A 21,207-nucleotide genomic window follows, 5' to 3' on the forward strand; every position below is an offset into this window, starting at 1 on the left:
GAGAAGTGTATCACGCTATCCATAAAAAATCAATCATTCCCGGAGAAAAATCCACGTTTGATTGACTTTCTGCAGCACCGCACTTATAATAGTATATCAGTCTGTCGAAAAAGTTATTGTTTCTATAAAAGGAGAACTCATGTCCATCTCTCTTGAGCAGCTTTCGGCGCAGATGCGCCGGGGCGAACAGGTGCCGCTGCGGCACACCATGCAGGTGGTGCTCACACTGAGCATCCCATCCATCCTGCAGCAGATCGTGGTAACTGCGGTGGAGTACATCGACGCAGCCATGGTGGGGCATATCGGTGCATCTGCTACGGCATCCATTGGCATCGTCAGTTCCAGCACGTGGCTCATGCATGGAATGCTGGCCGGTCTATATATGTCCTTTGCCATTCAGGTGGCACAGTATCTGGGTGCAGACCGGCAGGACGATGCACGCGGTGTATTGCGCCAATCTATGATCTTCAACCTTGTGGTGGGCCTTGCAGCTGCGGCCTTCGGCATTGGCATCAGCCGTTTTCTGCCCGGATGGCTGGGCGCCGACCCTTCCCTGCAGGCGGATGCTTCGGCCTACTTTGCCATCTGGTCGGCTTCCCTGCCCTTTTTGATGATCATGGGAACCTACTCCTCCATGCTGCGTTCCTCCGGCGATGCCCTGACACCGGGCCTTATCAGCGTGCTGACCTGCGTGCTGGATGTGATCTTTAACTTCTGCCTCATCAATCCCACCCGTGAGATGGTGGTGTTTGGCCGCACAATGACCGTCTGGGGCCTTGGCTGGGGGGTACCGGGCGCAGCACTGGGCACCGCCCTTGCTACCGCTATCAGCGGTGTGCTGACCCTTGCCATCCTGCTGCTGCGGGACGGCCCGCTGTGCATCCGCAAGCCCGGCTCCTGGCACATTACCAAAGCCTGCCTGCAGAACCTGTGGAAGGTAGGCGCACCGCTGGCCGCAGAGCGTGCAGTTCTTTCCTCGGCGCAGGTGCTGCTCATCCGCATCGTATCCGGCCTTGGCACCACCGCCATTGCTGCCAACAGTCTGGGTGTGAGCGCCGAAAGCCTGTGCTACATGGCAGGCTATGGCATTCAGGATGCATCCCTTGCACTGGTGGGGCAGGCCGTGGGCGCAAACCGTCGGGATATGGCAAAAAACTTTGCCTGGCTGTGCACCGGCATGGGCATAGGCATCATGGCGCTGACCGGTGTTGGCATGTACATTTTTGCGCCAAACCTGATGGGTATTTTCACCGCAGATGCGGCAGTTATTGCGCTGGGCGCACAGGTGCTGCGCATTGAAGCACTGGCCGAACCGATGTTCGGTGCCAGTATCGTTGCCAGCGGTGCCATGCAGGGTGCCGGAGACAGCACGGGATGCTTTGTGCTGAACCTTGTCAGCATGTGGGGCATCCGGCTCACGCTGGCTTCCCTGCTGGCTCCGCATTTTGGGCTGGTGGGCGTATGGATGGCCATGAGCTTTGAGCTGACCATGCGCGGTGTGCTGTTCCTTGTGCGGCTGGTACGCGGCAGATGGCTGGACAAAGGGGCATTAGCCTGATCGACCGCTGGCGGATATATTTTCCTCTAAATAACAGCTCCCCGGCCGGGAACCGCACTGCGGGACCTGACCGGGGAGTTTTGCTGTGGTTATATGATTTGAGAAGAAGAAAAAATGGAGAACAAGTTACTTTCTGCCGTGCAGGATGGGAGACAGCGGCTTGTAGATCAGCATGCACAGCACTGCATCCAGCAGGCCTTTGACCAGCGTGAAGGGCATATTGAAGATGACAAGGCACTTGATGAGGCTGTCTGCAGAAGGCAGGATGGCCTGATACATGCCGAGGATGGCTTCCAGCGGCATGTGGTAGAACTGCACATAGGCCGGATAGGTGATGAAGTAGTTGGACGGTACGCTGAACACAGCCATGGCTGCAGCGCCTGCAATAGCACCAATGATGGCGGTCTTGCGGCTCTTGTGGTGCTTATAGATAACGCCTGCCACAGCGGAGAAAACCGCACCCAGCATGAAGTTGCACAGCTCGCCCACGCATGCAGTGGAAGTGCCCTTGATAACGATGTGCAGCAGGTTCTTCATAAAGCTGATGACCACACCGTACACCGGGCCGAGAGCAAAGGCACCCAGCAGAGCCGGCAGGTCAGAAAAGTCCATCTTGACGAAGGAAGGAATGAGCATCGGAATGGGAAACTCAATGAACATCAGGATAAAGGCCACCGCACTGAGCATGGCGGCAACAGTAAGATTGTGAGTCGTGCTTTTTTTCATGGTAATGATCCTTCCCGGGGTAAGATGCCCCTTACAAAAATTGTTCCGAAAGCTCTTTTCGTATCTTGTTTTTTGGAACGGGAAGGACAAATAGAAAAGCGCCCTGCTGCAACAAAAACACTGCAACAGGGCGCGTAGACAACGATTTGCCTGCCGTTTCTTGCATCCGGACTATACCGTTGGTCCCGGAGTTGCACCGGGTCAGCACCCTTGCGGGTGGTCGCGGACTTTACCGCCAGTGGGGAATCTCACCCCGCCCTGAAACGAACTTTCTGGCACAAAGTATAGCGTGGCAGGCCCAGCTTGTCAAGAGGGCATCTTAAAATTTGTGCAAAAAATGTCAAAGTAATTCTTTCAAGCTCCCTTCTCTGTAAGCTCTTGCCCGGGTGGGTGCGGTATGGTATCATAGATGGGTCGTATAAAATTCAGGAGGTTATCATGATCTTTTCTATTCGTGATCTTTCGTTTGAGTTTGGCTCTGTGCTGCTGGAGGGTTGGTTTGCACTGGCTGCGCGCGCAGGGTGCGCGCTGCTCATTCTGCTTGCCGCATGGCTGGTACGCCGCTGGCTGAGCAAAAAGGGCATTCCGGCACTGCTGGCCCGCAAGTGGCACTTTAACGGCACTCCCATCCTGCTGCGCAGCTTTGCGGTACCCATCCAGCGCATGTGCACTGCGGTTGGCGTATATCTGGCGGCAGCTTCCCTGCCCTGGGCCATTCCCGGCATTGCCAAGCTGCTGTTGGTCTGCTTCCGCCTTGTCATGACCCTGCTGGTCTGCGAAGGCCTGTATGCGGCATCGGATCTGGCCGACCTGCTGCTGGCTTCCTGCAGCCCGGAGATCCGCTCCAACAAAACACTCTGCTCTTTGCTGGACACCGCTTACAAGGTGCTGGTGATCGTGCTGTGCGTGGCAGCGTTGGCACAAGAAGTGGGCTTTCCCATCGGCAGCATTGTCGCCGGTGCCGGTCTGGTTGGTCTGACCATCTCGCTGGCCGCACAGGAAAGCGCCAGCAACCTGTTTTCCGGCATCGTGATTCTGCTGGACAAGCCCTTCTCGGTGGGCGACTGGATCACTGTGGGCGATGTGGAAGGCGAAGTGATCGACATCAACTTCCGTTCCACCCGCATCCGCTCACTGGATAAAACCATCAATGTGGTGACGAACAGTAAGATCTGCTCTTCCACCGTGCAGAACGCCGCCCTGCGCACCATGCGGCCCTACAAGTTCAATCTGGGTGTCACCTATGGCACCACCCGCCCGAAGCTGGAACAGCTGATGAAAGACTTGCAGACCATGCTGGACGCAAGCCCTTACACCAACAAGGGTACCAACATCGTACAGCTTGCAAACTTTGGCGATTCCAGCATCAACATTCTGGTCTCCGCCTACCTGCTGACTAACGCCTACGCGGAATTTTTGCAGATGCAGAACGACCTGAACCTGAACATTATGGACATCATGCAGGCCGACGGTGTGGATTTTGCGTTCCCCTCCACCAGCGTGTATATCGAAAAGAACTGAGCAAACCTGTAAAGGGGCTGTTGCAAAATAGCGCCAACGAAAAGCGGAAAGCAAAAATCTCATCTTTTTCTCTCAAAAAGAGTAGAATTTTTCGGAACTGAAAATGTAAAAAGCTGAGCACCTGCTTTTTCACAGATGCTCAGCTTTTCTATACTCATTTTTTGAAATCTGCCTTTGAGGCCTCAACATTCTGCCCGTTTTGTACGGTGAATGCGGCGGCTATTTTCAATCAGTCAGCTCAAGACTGGCAGGCAGTGATCAGGCTCATCTTGTAGACCTCGTCGGCGTTGCAGCCACGGGACAGGTCGTTGATGGGAGCGTTCAGACCCTGCAGGATGGGGCCGTAAGCTGCATAACCACCCAGACGCTGAGCAATCTTATAGCCGATGTTGCCGGCCTCGATGCAGGGGAAGATGAAGGTGTTGGCCTGACCAGCCACCTTGCTGCCCTTGCACTTGACCTGTGCAACTTCGGGAGCAACGGCAGCGTCAAACTGCAGCTCACCGTCCACAGCCAACTCGGGATCCATTTCCTGAGCCTTGATCACAGCGTCATGGCTCAAAGCAACGGTGCCGCCCTTGCCGGAGCCCTTGGTGGAGAAGCTCAGCACAGCAACCTTCGGATCGATGCCGAACAACTTTGCGGTCTTAGCGGTCTCAATAGCAACCTCAGCAAGCTTTGCAGAAGCGGCGATCTTGACCTCGCCGGTAGCCTTATCAATGGTATCGGTATAGTCGATGTTAACAGCGCAGTCGCCCATGGCAATGCGCTTCAGGCCCTCTTCACCGCAGTCACGGTCCAGAATGAAGCAGGAGCTGACCAGATGTGCGCCCTTCTTGGTCTTGACCAGCTGCAGAGCGGGACGAATGGTGTCGGCAGTGGAGTAAGTAGCGCCGCCTAGCAGGCAATCAGCCTTGCCCATCTTCACCAGCATGGTGCCGAAGTAGTTGGACTTCTTCAGCAGAGCGGTGCACTCCTCAGCGGTCTGCTTGCCCTTGCGCAGCTCCACCATGGTGTTGACCATCTCATCGAAACCGGCATAGTTCTCGGGGTCGATGATCTCGGCAGCGGAAATATCAAAGTTACCGGCGGCAGCAGCAGCCTTGCACTCAGCCTCGTTGCCCACCATGACGACCTTCAGCACGCCCTCGGCCAGCAGCTTTGCAGCGGCCTCCAGAATGCGGGGATCATTGCCCTCGGTGAAAACGATCGTCTTGGGATTTGCCTTCAGCTGTGCTACCAGCGGTGCAAACATATCAGCCATTGTGATTACCTCCGAATTTACTTTCCAATATTCACATCCAGATATCTGTTGGACACAAGGATGCCTTTCTCTTTTATTCTAGCACATACGGCAAAAAGTTCAAGACAAAATTGGCTTTTTGTGCTACAATTTTTGCCTTACGCATCATCGTTATTTTCCTGCCAAAGTAGTAAAACACGCCCTGCGTATTCCTTCACAATTTCCCGTAAACCACCTTCCACAAATTTCAATTTTAAGCTATGCACTTTTCATTCACGATTTTTCTTTTTTAAAAATGCAGAAAGCTCCAGTCAGTTCATATTTTTTTGCATTAAAACGTAAAAAAGAGCCGTCCTCCCGATTCTTCGAGAGAACAGCTCCATAGTATTGGCTTTATAAATATCAGATAGAAATGGTGTTACACACGTCGATCAGCACCGGGTCAAGCGTCTTAGTCATTTCAAGAGCTTCATCCACAGGGTAATCCACCAGCTTTTCGCCCTTCATGCCGACGATGCGGTTATACTTGCCCTGCTCCAGCAGGCACACGGCATGGTAGCCCATTGCAGAAGCGTTCACACGGTCACGCAGAGTGGGAGAACCACCGCGCTGGACATGGCCCAGAATGGTGGCGCGGGAGTCGATGCCGGTGCGTGCCTGAATCTCGTTTGCGATCTCCTGTGCATGGCCGACACCCTCGGCAACAATAATAATGAAGTGACGCTTGCCGGTCTTCTGAGTCTCAGCGATCTTATCCAGAATATCACGCTGCATGTCAAATTCCTTCTCCGGCAGTAGAACAGCCATAGCGCCGGAAGCAATTGCAACATTCAGAGCAATATAACCGGCGTTGCGGCCCATGACCTCGACCACACTGCAGCGGTCGTGGCTCTGGGTGGTATCGCGCAGCTTGTCGATCATCTCCAGCGCGGTATTCATGGCGGTATCGTAGCCAATGGTGTAATCGGTGCAGGAAATATCGTTGTCAATAGTGCCGGGCAGACCGATCATCGGAATGCCGCGGTGGGCCAGCTCACGAGCGCCGCGGTAAGAACCGTCGCCGCCAATGACCACCAGCGCATCAATGCCCAGTTCGCGGCACTTCTCTGCACCCTTGTCCTGACCTTCCTTGGTCTTGAATTCCAGACAGCGGGCGGTATACAGAATGGTACCGCCTGCAGAGATGATGTTCGACACACTGCGCAGGTTCATCTCAAAGCATTCGCCGTTCAGCAGGCCATTGTAGCCACGCTGAATGCCGATCATGCGGTAACCCTTATGCAGGCCGGTACGGACTACGGCGCGCACGGCAGCGTTCATGCCAGGAGCATCACCACCGCTCGTCAATACGCCAATCGTTTTGATCTGCTTTTCCATACGAGAGTTTCCCTCCAATTTGTTTCTTCATTTACCCAATGGTATCACAGCGTTCTCCGTTTTAACGCTGTCCAAAGCACTTCATTTGCCTTGAATCATTATAACACAAACGCCTTATTTTGGAAACAGCCATCCCGCCGGATTTGCGTTAAGATTCGTGCACGGAAATGTCATTTTGTTGCAATGTTGTCCGTTCCGACCAGCCTTTCCAGCTCTTTGAACAGCAGCGGATGGCCGGATGCGTACAGATGGCGCGGCACACGCAGATACTGCTTGGTATCGGTCAGATACAGGAGCACCGGCATGTCCCCATCAAAAATGCCAAGCAGATTGACCACCTTTGCATATTCCCTGCTGCTGCGGGAAGGCACACGGATATACAGCTTCTTTGCTGCCGTTTTCATCGGGTCCGGCCTGCCGTTATCCAGTCGGGCCGGATCGTAATTTTCGATCGGGACGATGCTCTCTGCCAGCAGCTTGGAAGCTTCATCCTCCCGTACCGACAGTCTGCCATCGACCACGACGACTGCATTTTCGTGCAGTGAATCCCGGAAAGCATCCAGCACCTTTGGGAATACGATCACTTCCATGGTGCCGGTCAGGTCTTCTACGCTGGTAAAAGCCATCATGCTGTTGGACTTTGTGGTCATCATGCGGCTTTTTACCACCGCGCACACAATGCGCACTTTTTCTCCATCCTTCACATGGGCATCTTCCCCTGTAAGATCCTTGATGGTGTGGGATGCAATGCGTGCCGATTGTTCCCGGTAAGCATCCAGCGGATGACCGGACAGATACAGGCCGCTGACTTCCTTTTCCTGCTGGAGCAGTTCCTTATGGCTGTATTCCGGCAGCTGCTTTATTTCATAGCTATCCTCGGAAGCACCGCTCTGTGCTTCCCCGCTCATCACCGAGAACAGATCCAGCTGTCCATCCAGATTGCGCCGAGAGTCGGTCTCAATGCTCTTCAGAATGCCCTCTACGGCCTCCACATGGCTGTGGCGGTTGTTGCCCAGATGATCGAATGCGCCGGCCTTGATGAGGCACTCCACTGCCCGGCGGTTCAGTTCATTGCCATGCATCCGCTTGCAGAAATCGTACAGGCTGGTGTAAGGCTTCTTCTGCCGCCCCTTCACCACATTCTCGATCAGGTTGCGGCCCACATTTTTGACCGCATTCAGGCCAAAGCGGATCTGACCGCTTCCATCCGCCGTGAAGCCGCCGTTGGAAACATTCACATCCGGCGGCAGCACCTTGATGCCAAGGCGGGCACACTCGCCGGAATATTCAATGACCTTATCCGTGTTATCCAGCACACTGGTCAGCAAAGCCGCCATGAACTCACTGGGATAATGGCACTTGAGGTAGGCCGTCTGGAATGCCACATAGGCATAGCAGGCCGCATGGCTCTTATTGAACGCATATGAAGCGAAACTGGACATTTCATCGTAGATCTCATTGGCCACTTTCTCAGAGATGCCGTTTGCCACACAGCCGGGACATTCGTTGCCGGGATCGGTGCAGCCGTACACAAAGTGCTCCCGCTCGGCCTCCATGACGGCATGTTTCTTTTTGCTCATGGCACGGCGGACATTGTCTGCCTGACCAAAAGAAAAACCTGCCAGCTCCCGGAAGATCTGCATGACCTGCTCCTGATAGACGATGCAGCCATTGGTCACATCCAGAATGTGGGCCAGCTGTGGGGTCTTATAGCTGATTTTGTCCGGCTCGTGGCGGTTGCGCAGGTAGGTGGGGATCGAATCCATGGGGCCGGGACGGTACAGGCTGATCAGAGCGATAATGTCTTCTAGGTTCTGCGGCTGCAGGCCCACAAGCACCTGCTTCATGCCGGAAGATTCCAGCTGGAACACACCCTCGGTGTCTCCCTGCCCCAGCATCCTGTAGGTGTCCGGGTCGTCGTAATCCAGCTTCTGGATGGAGAACTCCGGGTGGTGCTTCTGCACAGCAGTTTCCACGTCATGAATGACGGTCAGCGTGCGCAGGCCCAGAAAGTCCATCTTCAAAAGGCCAAGTTCTTCGATCTCGGTCATGTTGAACTGGGTCACAGGCAGGCCGTCGTTGGTGGCCAGCGGCAGATAGTAGTCCGTAGGCTCCGGGGTAATGACGACACCCGCCGCATGGGTGGAAGCATGGCGGGGCATGCCCTCCACCTTCAAGGCCGTGTCGATCAGCTCTGTGACCTGCGGGTCGGTATCGTACATCCGCTTAAGTTCCGGCGATACCTCCAACGCACGCTTCAGCGTCATTTTCAGCTCCATGGGCACCTGCTTTGCCACAACATCTACCTGCTGATACGGAATGCCCATCACGCGGCCCACATCGCGGATGGCGTTGCGGGCGGCCATGGTGCCAAAGGTGACGATTTGAGCCACATGGTCTGCACCATATTTCCGGTTGACGTAATCGATCACTTCCTGACGGCGCTCGTAGCAGAAGTCCACATCAAAATCTGGCATACTGACGCGCTCCGGGTTCAGGAAGCGCTCAAAGATCAGGTTATAACGGATGGGGTCGATATCCGTGATGCCCACGCTGTAAGCCGCAATGCTGCCTGCGCCGGAGCCACGGCCCGGGCCTACCGGGATACCCTGACTCTTGGCGTAGTTCACGTAGTCCCACACGATAAGATAGTAGTTCGTGTAGCCCATCTTTTTGACCACGCCGATCTCGTATTCCAGACGGTCTTTGTTGGCCTGCGGAACATTGGGGCCGTAGCGGCGCTCCAGACCTTCCCAGCAGAGCTTTTCAAAAAACGCCTGATTATCCATACCGTTCGGCGCTTTGTAATATGGAATTTTAGTATGTCCAAAATCAAAATCAAAGTTACACTGTTCGGCAATTTTGGCGGTATTCTCGCAGGCTTCCGGCACCATGGAGAACAGCTCGTACATTTCGTCTGTCGTTTTGACATAGAACTCGTCGGTCTGGAACTCCATTTTATCCGCATCCTGAATGGTCTTGCCGGTCTGGATGCAGAGCAGGATGCCCTGCATTTTGGCATCCTCCTTGCGCAGATAGTGGGAGTCGTTGGTGGCTGCCATGGGAATGCCGGTCTCCCGTGCAAGCTTGATGAGCTGCGGCAGCACAGTATTATCCTCTTCCAGACCATGGTCCTGAAGCTCGATATAATAGTTTCCCTCGCCGAAGAGGTCTCGATACCACAGCGCTGCTGCTTTGGCGCGCTCATAATCGCCCGCCAGAATGGCCTGTGGAACTTCGCCTGCCAAACAGGCCGACAGGCAGATCAGACCTTCGTGATATTTTTCCAGCAGTTCCTTATCAATGCGGGGCTTGGAATAAAAGCCCTCCACAAAGGCGGCCGACACCATTTTGATCAGGTTTTTGTAGCCGGTCTCATTTTTGCACAGCAGGATCAGGTGGTTGTTGCCGTCGATCTTATTTACCTTGTCAAAGCGGGTGCGGGTGGCCACATACACCTCACAGCCGATGATGGGCTTGATGCCAGCCTTTTTTGCAGCCTTATAAAACTGCACGCAGCCGTACATCACGCCGTGGTCGGTGCAGGCAATGGCGGTCTGTCCGCACTCTTTTACGCGATCCATCAGCTGGTCAATGCGGCAGGCACCATCCAGCAGGCTGTACTCTGTGTGGATGTGCAGATGGACAAAAGGCCGGGTATTGGCTAATGCTTCGCTCATGCTTTTGCCTCCTGTTCCAGATTCTGCCGCAGCGTTTCGGCCAATGCCTCCAGTTTCTTCATCCGGTGCGACAGGCCGGATTTGCTCACGGGCGGCTCAAAGCAGCCGCACAGCGCTGTGAGCGAAAGATCCGGGTACTGCATCCGCTTGGCAGCGGCCTCCTGCAGTACCTCCGGCAGAGTGCTAAGGGCATCCCGCTCTTCCAGAAAGCGGATGGCCTTCAGCGTCTGCGCATTGGCGCGGGCCGTTTTGCCAAGGTTTGCCGTATCACAGTTGGTCTGTCGGTTGGTCTGGTTGCGCACCTGTTTGAAGGCTTTTTGCGCATGCATTTCCTCTGCAGCGTTTCCAGCGCCCATAAAGCTGAGCAGCCGTTCCACATTGGCCCCGGTCTTGACGTAGATCAGGTTCACGCCGTTGCGGCGGGTGCGGTGCGGTGCAAACTCATGCTCTGCCAGCAGCGCTTCAAAGTCCCGTGCCAGATTGGTGCGGGAGGTAAGAAATTCCAGATTATATTCTTTCTGCGGATCAATGACCGTTCCACTGCACAAAAAAGCTGCGCCAATGTACGCACTGACGCAGGTCTGACAGCGGATAAGGCGGGGGTCGATCTGCAGGCTGGTCTCGCTGCCCGTGGTGCCGAACAGCTCGTGCACCCGGGCCACCTGCTCCGGCGCGCGAATGTTGAATTCATACAGCACGCCGCTGGGTCGCTGCTTGTGCAGGATCTCGCCCTGCACGCCACAGCGTGCGAACAGCTGCTGGGCAGCCTGCACCGTCTCCTGCTGCTCGGTCTGCACCACCAGACCCTTTGCATCAAAATATTTGGCAAAGCACGCAATGCCATAAGCTGCCGCACGCACACAGCAATCCTTCTGGATGCTGCGCTGCGCGATCTCCTCCCGCGCGCGGGATGCAAAACTACTCATACTTCCTCGAATTCTGTCAGCGTTTGACATCACGATGCTGCACGCCCGGCTCGTAGCCGAGTTGCGTGCAATACTCCGCGATCTTACGCGCAAATGTAATGGAACGGTGCTTGCCGCCGGTACATCCCACCGCAATGGTCAGCTGGCTTTTGCCCTCCTTGACGTACAGCGGCAGTGCATACTGCAAAAAGTTCTCATACCGCTTGAGCAGTTCCTGTGCTTCCGGGTGGCTCATGACAAAATCCACCACATCCTGATCAAGGCCGGTCTTATGCTTGAGTTCCGGCACGTAGAAGGGGTTGGGCAGGCAGCGCACATCCAGCACAAGGTCTGCCTCCGGCGGGATGCCGAATTTGAATCCAAAGGACATCACGGTCAGGCGCATGGCGCCCTTGGCTCCGCCATTTTTTGCAAAAAGATCGCAGATGCGTTCTTTGTTTTGTGCTGTAGAAAGCAGGGCGGTATTGATGACGTAATCTGCACGCTCCTGCAAAGGCTTCAATATTTTGCGTTCCTTTGCAAAGGCCTCCCGGGTGGAAATGCCCTCGGCAATGCTGATGGGGTGGCGGCGGCGGGTCTCGCTGTAGCGGCGCATGAGTACATCGTCCGGGGCATCCAGAAATAGAATTTTATAATCCACACCCTGCTCATCCAGCTTGTCGAGCGCACGCTCGATCTCTTCGCTGGTGCGGCAGCCGCGCACATCCATGGAAAGAGCCACCCGCTCCAGCTGGCTGTCGCCCGCTTCCGAGAATGCAGTGATGCTGGGCAGCAGTCCGGCCGGAACATTATCTATACAGAAAAAACCGATATCTTCCAGCGCATTCATAGCCACCGACTTGCCTGCACCGGAAAGTCCGCTGACGATCAACAGCTCCATAATCTGATCTACCGCTCCTTTTTTGCTTTTTCCGTTATCGGACGACCCGGATCTCTTTTTCAAGGTCGTAGCCCGTCTTTTCCTTTACGATGGCGCGCACCTCGTCACAGAGTGCCAGCACATCAGCACAGGTAGCGCCGCCAAGGTTTACCACAAAGCCGCAGTGCTTATCGCTGACGGCTGCGCCGCCGTGGCGATAGCCGCGCAGGCCGCACTGGTCGATCAGCGCAGCCGCAAAAGCACCCGCCGGGCGCTTGAAGGTGCTGCCGGCGCTGGGCTTATCCAGCGGCTGCTTTTCCACACGCTTGGCCATCAATTCATCCATTTTTGCACGGATGTCCGCTGCGTTTCCGGGCTGCAGATGGAACTGTGCCGAGAGGATGCAGCCGCTGTTCTCTTCAAAAATGCTGTGGCGATAGCGGAGATCCAGCTCTGCGGCAGGCACTTCTCTGACCTCGCCTTCTGCCGCCAGATACCGCACTGTGGTGAGCACGTCCTTCATCTCGCCGCCGTAGGCACCCGCATTCATATACACTGCACCGCCCACCGTGCCGGGGATGCCGTAGGCAAATTCCAGCCCGGACAGGCCGTGTTCCAGCGCAGCCCTGCACAGGGCTGCGAGCCGGACGCCCGCACCGGCTGTCAGCATATTGCCTTCAACGGCAATATCGCTGCCCAGTGCAGAAATGTCGATTACCACACCGGCAAAACCCTCGTCCGCAAACAGGATGTTGCTGCCGTTGCCCAGCAGGTAATAGCGGACAGCCTGCTCTTTGCAAAGCGCAACTGCACTGCAGAGCTGCTGCTCGTTTTCCGGCATGACAAACAGCTGTGCCGGGCCTCCGATTTTAAAGGTACAGTGCGCCGCAAGCGGTTCATTCTCCCTGAACGGGATCGCTGCTGCCTGCAGTTTCTGCTTGAATCGTTCCATGATAACTTGCTCCTTTTGCGGTGTGGGATCAATCCATTTTATCGTCCAGACCCAGACGGATCAGCAGTTCACGCGCTGCGTTGTAACCCATCTTCTTCTGGCGGTTGTTGATGGCTGCAGTTTCCAGCACGACAGCCAGATTGCGGCCCGGTGAGACCGGAATGCTGGTGCTGGGAATACTGACGCCCAGAATGTCGTAGTATTCGTTTTCCAGACCGGTGCGCTGGTAGTTCTTAGTGGGGTCCCATGCTTCCAGCTGAACCACAAGGTCAAGGCTTTCGCTCAGCTTGACCGCGCCCACGCCGTACACACGGGCCACATTGACGATGCCAATGCCGCGCAGCTCAATGAAGTGGCGGATATTCTCCGGGGCAGTACCCATGATCTGGCGGTTGGACACCTTGCGCAGCTCCACCGCATCATCTGCCACAAGGCGGTGGCCGCGCTTGACCAGCTCGATGGCAAGCTCGCTTTTGCCAATGCCGCTGTCGCCCAGGATCAGGATGCCTTCGCCGTACACTTCCACCAGCACACCATGGCGGGTGATACGCGGTGCCAGTTCCAGATTCAGCACACTGATCAGGCTGCCCATCAGAGTGCAGGTGGTCTCGTTGGAGCGCAGCAGTGCAACACCATGCTTCTGGGCCAGCTCCTGCATCTCCGGGAAGGGAGTCAATTCCTCGCTGCGGCAGACGATAACAGCCGGCGGCTGCTGACGGAACAGCTGATCCAGCGCTTCGTAGCGTTTTTCCGGTGAAAGGCCGGACAGAAAGTTCATCTCGGCCAGACCCATGATCTGCAGACGCAGCTTATCAAAATAATCGTAATAGCCCGCCAGAAACAGACCCGGGCGGTTCACTTCGGCGATCTCCACACAGATCTGATCCAGTTCCTTCGGCGTATAGACAACTTCCATGCTGACACGGTCGGTCAGCGTTTTGAGCGAGACATTGAATGTGCCCATTCTTGTTCCTCCTGTGCTCCCTTTTGCTGCACAGCCCTGCCTGCTGTCAGGCACCGTGCAGGATTCCTTCTTATTATTATAATAGAACGATCGGTAAAAAACAATATTGTGCGGGCGGCTTTTTCGCAGCCCGGCAAGAATGCACGCAGCAGCGCAGCCATGTACTGATTTTTTACATTTTTCTTACCTTTACACGGATTTTACATTCCCTCGATTTTGGATTTTACATTGCATCTGTATACTCAAAATCAGGAGAAACACATCAAAAACACGTCAAACAAAAGTGAGGAAATCTTTATGACCATCTTCAATGTCTTTTCCCTGCTTGGAGGTCTTGCCCTGTTCCTGTTCGGCATGGACATCATGGGCAAAGCACTGGAAAAGCAGGCCGGCGGCCAGCTGCAGAAGATCCTGAGCAAGCTGACTGACAACCCCCTTAAAGGCTTTTTCCTTGGCCTGTGCGTCACCGCTGTGATCCAGAGTTCCAGCGCTACCACGGTCATGGTGGTCGGCTTTGTCAACAGCGGCATCATGGAGCTGCATCAGGCCATCGGCGTGATCATGGGCAGCAATGTGGGCACCACTGTCACCAGCTGGATCCTGAGCCTTTCCGGCCTGCAGGGCGACAGCCTCCTCATCAATCTGCTCAAACCCACTTCTTTCAGTCCTTTGCTTGCATTTATCGGCATTTTGCTGTATATGTGTAAGAGTGAGAAGAAAAAAGGCGTGGGCACCATCCTCATCGGCTTTGCCGTGCTGATGACTGGCATGACCACCATGTCTAACGCCGTCCTGCCCCTGCAGAACGAGGCATGGTTCACCAGCCTGTTCACCCGCTTTTCCAACCCCCTTCTGGGCGTTCTGGTGGGTGCCCTTGTTACCGGCATCATCCAGAGCTCCAGCGCCAGCGTCGGCATCCTGCAGGCGCTGAGCGCCACCGGCGTGATCACCTACGGCAGTGCCATTCCCATTATCATGGGTCAGAACATCGGCACCTGCGTTACCGCGTTGATCTCCTCTGTGGGTGCCAACAAGAATGCACGCCGTGCTGCCATGGTCCATCTGTACTTCAACATCATCGGTGTGACCATCTTCCTTGTCGGCTTTTACGGCCTGAATACGGTCTGCCACTTTGCTTTTGTGAACACCACCATCGAGGCATGGGGCATCGCTGTGGTGCACTCGGTGTTCAATATCGTGGCAACGCTGGTGCTGCTGCCCTTTGCAAACCTGCTGGAAAAGCTGGCCATCCTCACCATTCCGGATTCGCCGGAAAAGGAAAGCTTTGCGCTGCTGGATGACCGCCTGCTGAACACCCCTGCCGTGGCCGTGGAGCGTGCAAGCTCTGCAACTGCTGAAATGGCAGAGCTTGCCCGTGTGGGCGTGATGCAGGCCATGAGCCTGACTCATGAGTGGAACGACACACTTGCGCAGAAAGTCCGCGAGGAAGAGACGCAGGTAGACCGTTACGAGGACGCTCTCGGCACCTATCTCGTCAAGCTTTCCAGCCGTGAGCTGAACCATGCCGACAGCCAGAGCGTAAATACCCTGCTGCACACCATCAGCGATTTTGAGCGCATCAGCGACCATTCCGTAAACCTGATGGAATCTGCCGAGGAGATGCACACCAAAGAAATCCAGTTCTCGCAGGATGCCCGCGACGAGCTGCAGGTGCTGGAGGATGCGGTGCAGGATATTCTGAACCGCACCACTGATGCTTTCCGCAAGGGTGATCTGCATCTTGCCAGCAAGGTGGAACCGCTGGAAGCCGTGGTCAACGAGCTGGTACGTGCCATCAAGGCCCACCACATTGCCCGCCTGCAGGCCGGCAGCTGCTCCATTGAATATGGCTTTGTGCTGGACGACCTGCTGACCAACTATGAGCGTGTGTGCGACCACTGCAGCAACGTAGCCGTTGCACAGATCGAGGTTGCACAGGACAGCTTTGATACCCACGCATATCTCAACGAGCTGCGTCACGGCAATGACACCAAGGAAAGCGAGGAATTCCATCGCCGTCTTGACCGTTACCGTGAACGCTATCTCTTCCCTGAAAATCAATCTGCGGAGGATTTTGACAAATGATCTATATTGTTGAAGACGATGCCGCCATCCGGGAGCTGGAACAGTATGCCCTGCAGTCCAGCGGATACGAAGTGACCAGCTTTGAAAGCTCTGAGCCGTTCTGGCAGGCCATGCACGCTGCAGAGCCGGAACTGGTGATCTTAGACGTGATGCTGCCCGGTGAGGACGGTTTTTCCATCCTGAAAAAGCTGCGCAACACCCCTTCCCTGCGCAGGCTGCCCATCATTATGGTCACGGCTAAGTCCAGTGAGCTGGACACCGTGCGCGGGCTGGACTGTGGTGCCGATGATTACATCTCAAAGCCTTTTGGCATCATGGAATTTTTGAGCCGGGTGCGCGCCGCCTTGCGCCGCTCGGCTCCGGAAGCACGTCCCAACGTACTCAGCTTTCACGAGATCCTGCTGGACAATGCCCGTCACAACGTGACTGTGAGCGGAACGCCGGTGGAGCTGACCTACAAGGAGTACAGCCTGCTGCGTTTGCTGCTGGAGAACACCAATCTGGTGGTGACACGCGAGACCATTCTGCAGGTGGTGTGGGGCACCGACATTTCGGTGGAGAGCCGCACTGTGGATATGCATATCCGCACCCTGCGCAAAAAGCTGGGGGATGCCGGCAAATACATCTGCACTGTGCGCAAGGTGGGTTACAAGCTGACCGATGAAGAGGAGGCCGGTGAAGAATGAAGCTGCGCAGCATGGAAGAAAAAATCAGCTACCGCCTGTTCCTGATGGGCTTCCTTGGTCTGCTGTTCACGGCGGCGCTTTGCATCTTTGTTTTTCACAAGGCATTCACGGCTCAGGCATGGACCAGCCTTGAGCGGGAAGCCGATCTGGTAAGCGCCGGTTATGATCTGGTGCAGGACCCGCAGCAGCTTTCGTCCTTTGTTACCAATGATCTGCGCATCACCCTGATCTCGCAGGACGGCAGCGTGCTGTTTGAATCTGCTACCGATCAGCCCATGGAGAACCATCTCTCCCGCCCGGAGATCCGTCAGGCCATGACCGAAGGTGTGGGCCGGGACATCCGCGATTCCCAGACCATGGGCTACGAGACCTATTACTATGCCGTACTGTTGCCCAACGGTGAGATTTTGCGCATGGCACAGGATGCAGAAACGGTCTGGTCTATTTATGATTCGACCCTGCCTGCCATCGTGCTGAGCTGCGTTGCACTCATGCTGGCCGCCGCTGTGCTGGCAGCTCTGCTCACCCGTGCATTGGTCTCCCCTGTGCTGAGCATGACCGAAGATCTGGATCATATTCAGGACAATGTTCCCTATAAGGAGCTTGTCCCCTTTGCCGAAAGCATCCACTCTGACCGCATCCTCCGTGAGAACAATGAAAAGATGCGGCAGGAGTTTACTGCCAATGTCAGCCATGAGCTGAAGACCCCGCTGACCAGTATTTCCGGCTATGCGGAGCTGATCGAGACCGGCATTGCAAAGCCTGAGGATGTGCCGGGCTTTGCCCAGAAGATCCATGTGGAGGCCAGCCGTATGATCCAGCTGGTGAACGATATCCTGCAGCTTTCCAGTCTGGACAACGCCAGCGAAGCCGGTTCTGAGCCGGAGATGGAGACAGTGGATCTGCTTACCGTTGCCAAGGACTGCGTAGAGCGCCAGAAGCTGAATGCCCGCCGGGCTTACATCTCGCTGAACTGTCTGGGCGAAAGTGCTCTTGTGCACGGCAACCGTGCCCTGCTAGACGAGCTATGCCAGAACCTGTGCGATAATGCGATCCGTTATAATCGTCCCGGCGGTAAGGTACAGATCACCACAGCCTGCAGCCGCGACGGACACTGCACCCTGACTGTGGCCGATAACGGCATCGGCATCCCGAAAGAAGCACAGTCCAGCGTGTTTGAGCGCTTCTATCGTGTGGATAAGAGCCGCAGCAAGGCTACCGGCGGTACCGGTCTGGGCCTTGCCATCGTCAAGCATATCGCGCGCATCCACAACGCACGCATCAAGCTGGAAAGTCAGGTGGATGTGGGCACTACCATTACTGTCACCTTCCCCACTGCCAACTGAATCACATCGGTAAAAATCTCACGTCTGCCTGCAATTGCGGGCAGGCGTTTTTTATTGTGATCTTTTCTCTGCCCACACCGTTCTGCAATGCACTGCGCTGCTGCAGATGCACAAGGTCGATGCCCTGCTGCCAGAAAGACTGCACCGTCTGCGTGCACAGTTCTGCCAGCTGTTCGCACTGTGCGGCGCTTGGCTGCGGCGTATCATAGCTGCGCTGACAGTCCAGCCGCAGACTGGCAGTTTCTTCCCGCAGGGTGACAGACACGCTGCATCGGCGGACCGTTACCGGCTCACCTTCCAGCCAGAAAGTATGCACGCCGCCCATTTTCATCAAAAGCCGCGCTGTTTCCGCCTGCCGGGCCTCCAGCTCAATGCTGTTTTCCACTCGCCAGAGGATGCTTGTATCTGCAAGTGCCACTTCCTGTTTCTCTGCCCGCAGCTGCGGCAGAAGCATTCCGTCCTGATACTGGTAAAGCCTCGGCATCTGGTCTGCGCACTGCTTGAGCTGCTCAAGCAGTTTGTTCGGAAATTCCTGCTTTTCCGCTGGAAGTTCCTCCAAAAATCCATCGTCCATTTCCAGCACAGAAACTTTTGCCGATACCCTGCCCTGCCTGTTTTCCAGCACCGTACGCTCATACGCTGCAAGCAGCTCTGCCGATGCATCTTGATCGATCAGCAGATAATCGCACAGACGGTAATCCGCCTTTTGCGGCAGTTGCTTTTGCGCCGCCGCCAGCGCTTTTGCCAGCGTGTCCGCCTGCGCCAACTGCAGCTGCACAGCCCCAGAAGCCTCGGATGCATCGGCGGCGGCTTCCGGAGCCTGATACAGCAGCCCTACGGTGATGGACTGTTCCTTCTGAGCAAGATACAGCGCACGCACCATGCTTTTTTCGGTGGTCTCGCAGCGCAGAAAAATCAGGCACCACCCGATCAAAAGCATCGCACTGAGAGAGCGCAGTTTCTTCTGCTTCATTTTACCGCTCCTTTCCCGCACTGCACCGCGCGCTGCCACACGGTACGCACTGCCGCGCAGAGAAAGCCGGTGCGGAAGATCGCGCAGGTGAGCCAGATGAGCAAAAGCAGCGCATCCATGCGGGAGAAAACATCTGCGCTCCATGCCCGCAGCAGTTCCTGTGCCGGGTAATCCGCTGCGCCAAATACGAGGCACATCCCGGCAGTAAGACCCGCCTGTGCCAGAAAGGTGAGCCATGGCAGCCAGGACATGCTGCGCGGCTCTTCATAACCTGCAAGAAGCGGCCAGAACAAATACTCCGCATACAGCGGAACACGCGGCCAGCGGGCCAGTTGCACAGCATCTGCCGTCAGCAGGTGCGCCCAATCCATCTGCCCGGCAAGCCCTGTCAGACAGACCAGCCCACCCAGCAGCACGAACCACCACAGCACCCGTGCCGGAGCGTCCCAGCCGGAAGGCGGAATACACCACCCTGCCCAGAGCAAAAGCGGCAGCAGGCCGATCAGCGCCATGGAGCGGAACTCCTGCTGGCAGATGTTCTGGGCCTGCATTACGGTTCCAAACAACTCTGCCAGAAACCATGCTCCTGCGGAAAACAGCCAGACCCACTGCATGGCTGCCCGTTGCCAGCAGGCAGAGAACACCCCACTGATGCATGTGAGCAAAAGAGCCTGAACCGCTCCATGAATGATCATCCCACGCGGAGAGATACCGGTCTGCATTTCTTCTGCCAGCGCAGCTGTCCACACGCTCAGTGCCAGCACAGGAGCAGAAAAGCCTTTCTGTTTTTGCATCATTTTCCCTCCCGTTTCTGCCAGATATTAAAGTCGTGCGCTGAAAGACGGCGGTAGTTGCGGCGGATGATGCCATCCTCTTCCATGGGCCGCTGCGGGAATGGATGCGCCGCCAGATATGGCACCTGCAGGCAGGCTGTGCCGGAAAGACTGAGCAGAACTGCAAAAAAAGCCCCCGCAAGGCCCACCGGCCCGGCAAGACCTGCAGCCAGCACCACACCCAGACGCAGCAGCGTAGCAGGCTCGTACAAAGAGGGCGTGACGAACACCGCGATGGCCGTGATGCTTGCCACAAAGATCACCGGCGTGCTCATAAGCCCGGTGGCAATGGCAGCATCGCCGATGATCAACGCGGACACCAGACTGACCGAATGCCCCAGCGACTGCGGCATCCGCAGACCTGCTTCCCGGATGACCTCCAAAATGAGTATGACCAGCAGCATTTCCGCAAACAGCGGCAGCGGTGTGGCCTTCTCCGCCGCTTCGATCTTGTACAGAAGCTGTGGTGGGATCAGCTCCGGCAGGTAGACCGCCAGACAGACGAACACACCCGGCAGAAATACTGTGAGGTAGAACGAAACATATTTGAGGATGCGCAGAAAAGAGGAAAACACGGCGGTGGATGCATAATCGTCCAAGCACTCAAAATTTTCGCAGAAAAGAGCTGGAAGCACCATGGCAGAGGGACTTCCGTTGACCAGCACCACGATCTTGCCCTCACAGATCTTTGCCGCCGCCACGGCAGGCCGCTCGGTGTAGCTTACCGGCGTGAACAGCCGTGCCTTGCCCGGCAGAAGCCACGGCACAAAGTAACTGGAATCCAGCAAAAGCTCCGGCTTTGCAGCGGCAAGCGCTTTGCGCACACGGATCACCATGGCGGAGTCTGCCCTGTTTTTGCAGTAGCAGATGGCGTATTCCGTTTGCATTTCGGTATCGGCCTGCGCCACCTCCTGCACCAGATGTTCGGTACGGATGAGCCGCCGCAGCAGGCTCAGATTGACCCGCAGCAGGTCGGCAAAGCCTTCGCGGGAGCCGCGCAGATTGCCCTCCCCGGAAGGCTCGTCTACCGAGCGGAACTTCAGTCCCTGCACCGAGAAGGCAATGCCCTTTGCGCAGCCGTCCAGCAGTAAGACCGCCATGCCTGCCGTCATTCGTTTGATCAGATCAGCCAGATCTGTTACCGGCTCACTTTCTGCCGGAAATGCTGAGCCGTGCAGGATCAGCTCAAAGACCTGCGGCCCGGTGCAACGCTGGCCTGCCTGCTGCGGCGGTGCCTGACGGCTGGCCGCATCCAGTAAAAGCTCCCACAAAGAATCCAGGCTTGCCATGCTGTCAAACAGCAGGATGCTTCCCCTGCAATGATAAATCGTGATCTCCTTGGCATAATAATCCGCAGAGGTGCCAAACATTTTGTCCAGCACCGCAAGATTTGCCGCAAGGCTCTGTGATAACTGCCGCATCCAACCACTCCTTTGCACAGCAGTATGCCCGGCTGCAGCGGCATCCATTCCGCCAGA

At 55.9% G+C, this 21,207-nt stretch carries 16 protein-coding genes and 1 riboswitch; of the genes, 5 read left to right on the forward strand and 11 right to left on the reverse strand.

The genetic code is table 11. From position 1 onward, the window contains the following. Positions 1–139: 139 nt before the first annotated feature. Positions 140–1,558, forward strand: coding sequence for an MATE family efflux transporter (locus tag GKG34_RS04950; protein ID WP_097775476.1), 1,419 nt, complete (start codon positions 140–142; stop codon positions 1,556–1,558). Between the two features lie 126 nt (positions 1,559–1,684). Here GKG34_RS04950 and GKG34_RS04955 read toward each other — a convergent pair whose 3' ends face one another. Continuing rightward, on the reverse strand, positions 1,685–2,284 hold the full coding sequence (locus GKG34_RS04955; RefSeq protein ID WP_005941988.1) for an ECF transporter S component: 600 nt from the start codon (positions 2,282–2,284) through the stop codon (positions 1,685–1,687). Positions 2,285–2,434: 150 nt separating this feature from the next. Further along, a riboswitch (FMN riboswitch) is annotated at positions 2,435–2,554 on the reverse strand. A gap of 168 nt (positions 2,555–2,722) precedes the next feature. Between GKG34_RS04955 and GKG34_RS04960 the strand changes: the two genes are divergently transcribed. Continuing rightward, on the forward strand, positions 2,723–3,805 hold the full coding sequence (locus GKG34_RS04960; protein WP_154255704.1) for a mechanosensitive ion channel family protein: 1,083 nt from the start codon (positions 2,723–2,725) through the stop codon (positions 3,803–3,805). 238 nt (positions 3,806–4,043) lie between these two features. On the opposite strand, the gene pta is transcribed toward GKG34_RS04960, so the two are convergent. The 7 genes from pta to hprK all read right to left on the reverse strand — a co-directional run bounded on the left by pta (position 4,044) and on the right by hprK (position 13,806). Continuing rightward, positions 4,044–5,069, reverse strand: a complete 1,026-nt coding sequence (gene pta, locus GKG34_RS04965; RefSeq protein WP_005941982.1) for a phosphate acetyltransferase — start codon at positions 5,067–5,069, stop codon at positions 4,044–4,046. Between the two features lie 381 nt (positions 5,070–5,450). Further along, a complete protein-coding gene (gene pfkA / locus GKG34_RS04970) occupies positions 5,451–6,425 on the reverse strand; it encodes a 6-phosphofructokinase (RefSeq protein WP_005941980.1) in 975 nt (324 codons plus the stop codon). 170 nt (positions 6,426–6,595) lie between these two features. After that, on the reverse strand, positions 6,596–10,105 hold the full coding sequence (locus GKG34_RS04975; protein ID WP_154255705.1) for a DNA polymerase III subunit alpha: 3,510 nt from the start codon (positions 10,103–10,105) through the stop codon (positions 6,596–6,598). Continuing rightward, a complete protein-coding gene (gene whiA, locus GKG34_RS04980; RefSeq protein ID WP_154255706.1) occupies positions 10,102–11,031 on the reverse strand; it encodes a DNA-binding protein WhiA in 930 nt (309 codons plus the stop codon). The genes GKG34_RS04975 and whiA overlap by 4 nt, the downstream gene beginning before the upstream one ends. A gap of 16 nt (positions 11,032–11,047) precedes the next feature. Continuing rightward, entirely contained in the window at positions 11,048–11,911 is an 864-nt protein-coding gene (gene rapZ, locus GKG34_RS04985; protein WP_154255707.1) for an RNase adapter RapZ, read from the reverse strand. 34 nt (positions 11,912–11,945) lie between these two features. Then, positions 11,946–12,842, reverse strand: coding sequence for a UDP-N-acetylmuramate dehydrogenase (gene murB, locus GKG34_RS04990; RefSeq protein WP_154255708.1), 897 nt, complete (start codon positions 12,840–12,842; stop codon positions 11,946–11,948). Positions 12,843–12,870: 28 nt separating this feature from the next. Then, the gene (hprK, locus tag GKG34_RS04995; protein ID WP_005941969.1) at positions 12,871–13,806 is read right to left on the reverse strand and encodes an HPr(Ser) kinase/phosphatase; all 936 of its coding nucleotides are present in this window, start codon (positions 13,804–13,806) and stop codon (positions 12,871–12,873) included. Positions 13,807–14,103: 297 nt separating this feature from the next. Between hprK and GKG34_RS05000 the strand changes: the two genes are divergently transcribed. Genes GKG34_RS05000 through GKG34_RS05010 form a run of 3 tightly spaced genes read left to right on the forward strand, consistent with a single transcriptional unit; the run spans position 14,104 to position 17,923 of the window. Next, positions 14,104–15,891: a Na/Pi cotransporter family protein gene (locus GKG34_RS05000; RefSeq protein ID WP_154255709.1), complete on the forward strand. Its 1,788-nt coding sequence runs from the start codon at positions 14,104–14,106 to the stop codon at positions 15,889–15,891. Next, positions 15,888–16,577, forward strand: a complete 690-nt coding sequence (locus GKG34_RS05005; RefSeq protein WP_097775630.1) for a response regulator transcription factor — start codon at positions 15,888–15,890, stop codon at positions 16,575–16,577. Before GKG34_RS05000 ends, GKG34_RS05005 begins: the two co-directional genes overlap by 4 nt. After that, on the forward strand, positions 16,574–17,923 hold the full coding sequence (locus GKG34_RS05010) for an ATP-binding protein (protein WP_097775631.1): 1,350 nt from the start codon (positions 16,574–16,576) through the stop codon (positions 17,921–17,923). Before GKG34_RS05005 ends, GKG34_RS05010 begins: the two co-directional genes overlap by 4 nt. A gap of 1 nt (position 17,924) precedes the next feature. On the opposite strand, the gene GKG34_RS05015 is transcribed toward GKG34_RS05010, so the two are convergent. From GKG34_RS05015 to GKG34_RS05025, 3 genes are read right to left on the reverse strand one after another with little or no spacing between them, the layout of a single operon-like run. Continuing rightward, the gene (locus GKG34_RS05015) at positions 17,925–18,896 is read right to left on the reverse strand and encodes a hypothetical protein (RefSeq protein ID WP_005941958.1); all 972 of its coding nucleotides are present in this window, start codon (positions 18,894–18,896) and stop codon (positions 17,925–17,927) included. Beyond that, entirely contained in the window at positions 18,893–19,693 is an 801-nt protein-coding gene (locus tag GKG34_RS05020) for a hypothetical protein (RefSeq protein WP_005941955.1), read from the reverse strand. Before GKG34_RS05020 ends, GKG34_RS05015 begins: the two co-directional genes overlap by 4 nt. Next, complete coding sequence (locus GKG34_RS05025; RefSeq protein WP_154255710.1) at positions 19,690–21,150, reverse strand: spore germination protein; 1,461 nt, start codon at positions 21,148–21,150, stop codon at positions 19,690–19,692. Before GKG34_RS05025 ends, GKG34_RS05020 begins: the two co-directional genes overlap by 4 nt. Positions 21,151–21,207 lie beyond the last annotated feature (57 nt).

It is taken from the genome of Faecalibacterium sp. BIOML-A4, assembly GCF_009679665.1.
GTDB classification, from domain to species: domain Bacteria; phylum Bacillota; class Clostridia; order Oscillospirales; family Ruminococcaceae; genus Faecalibacterium; species Faecalibacterium taiwanense.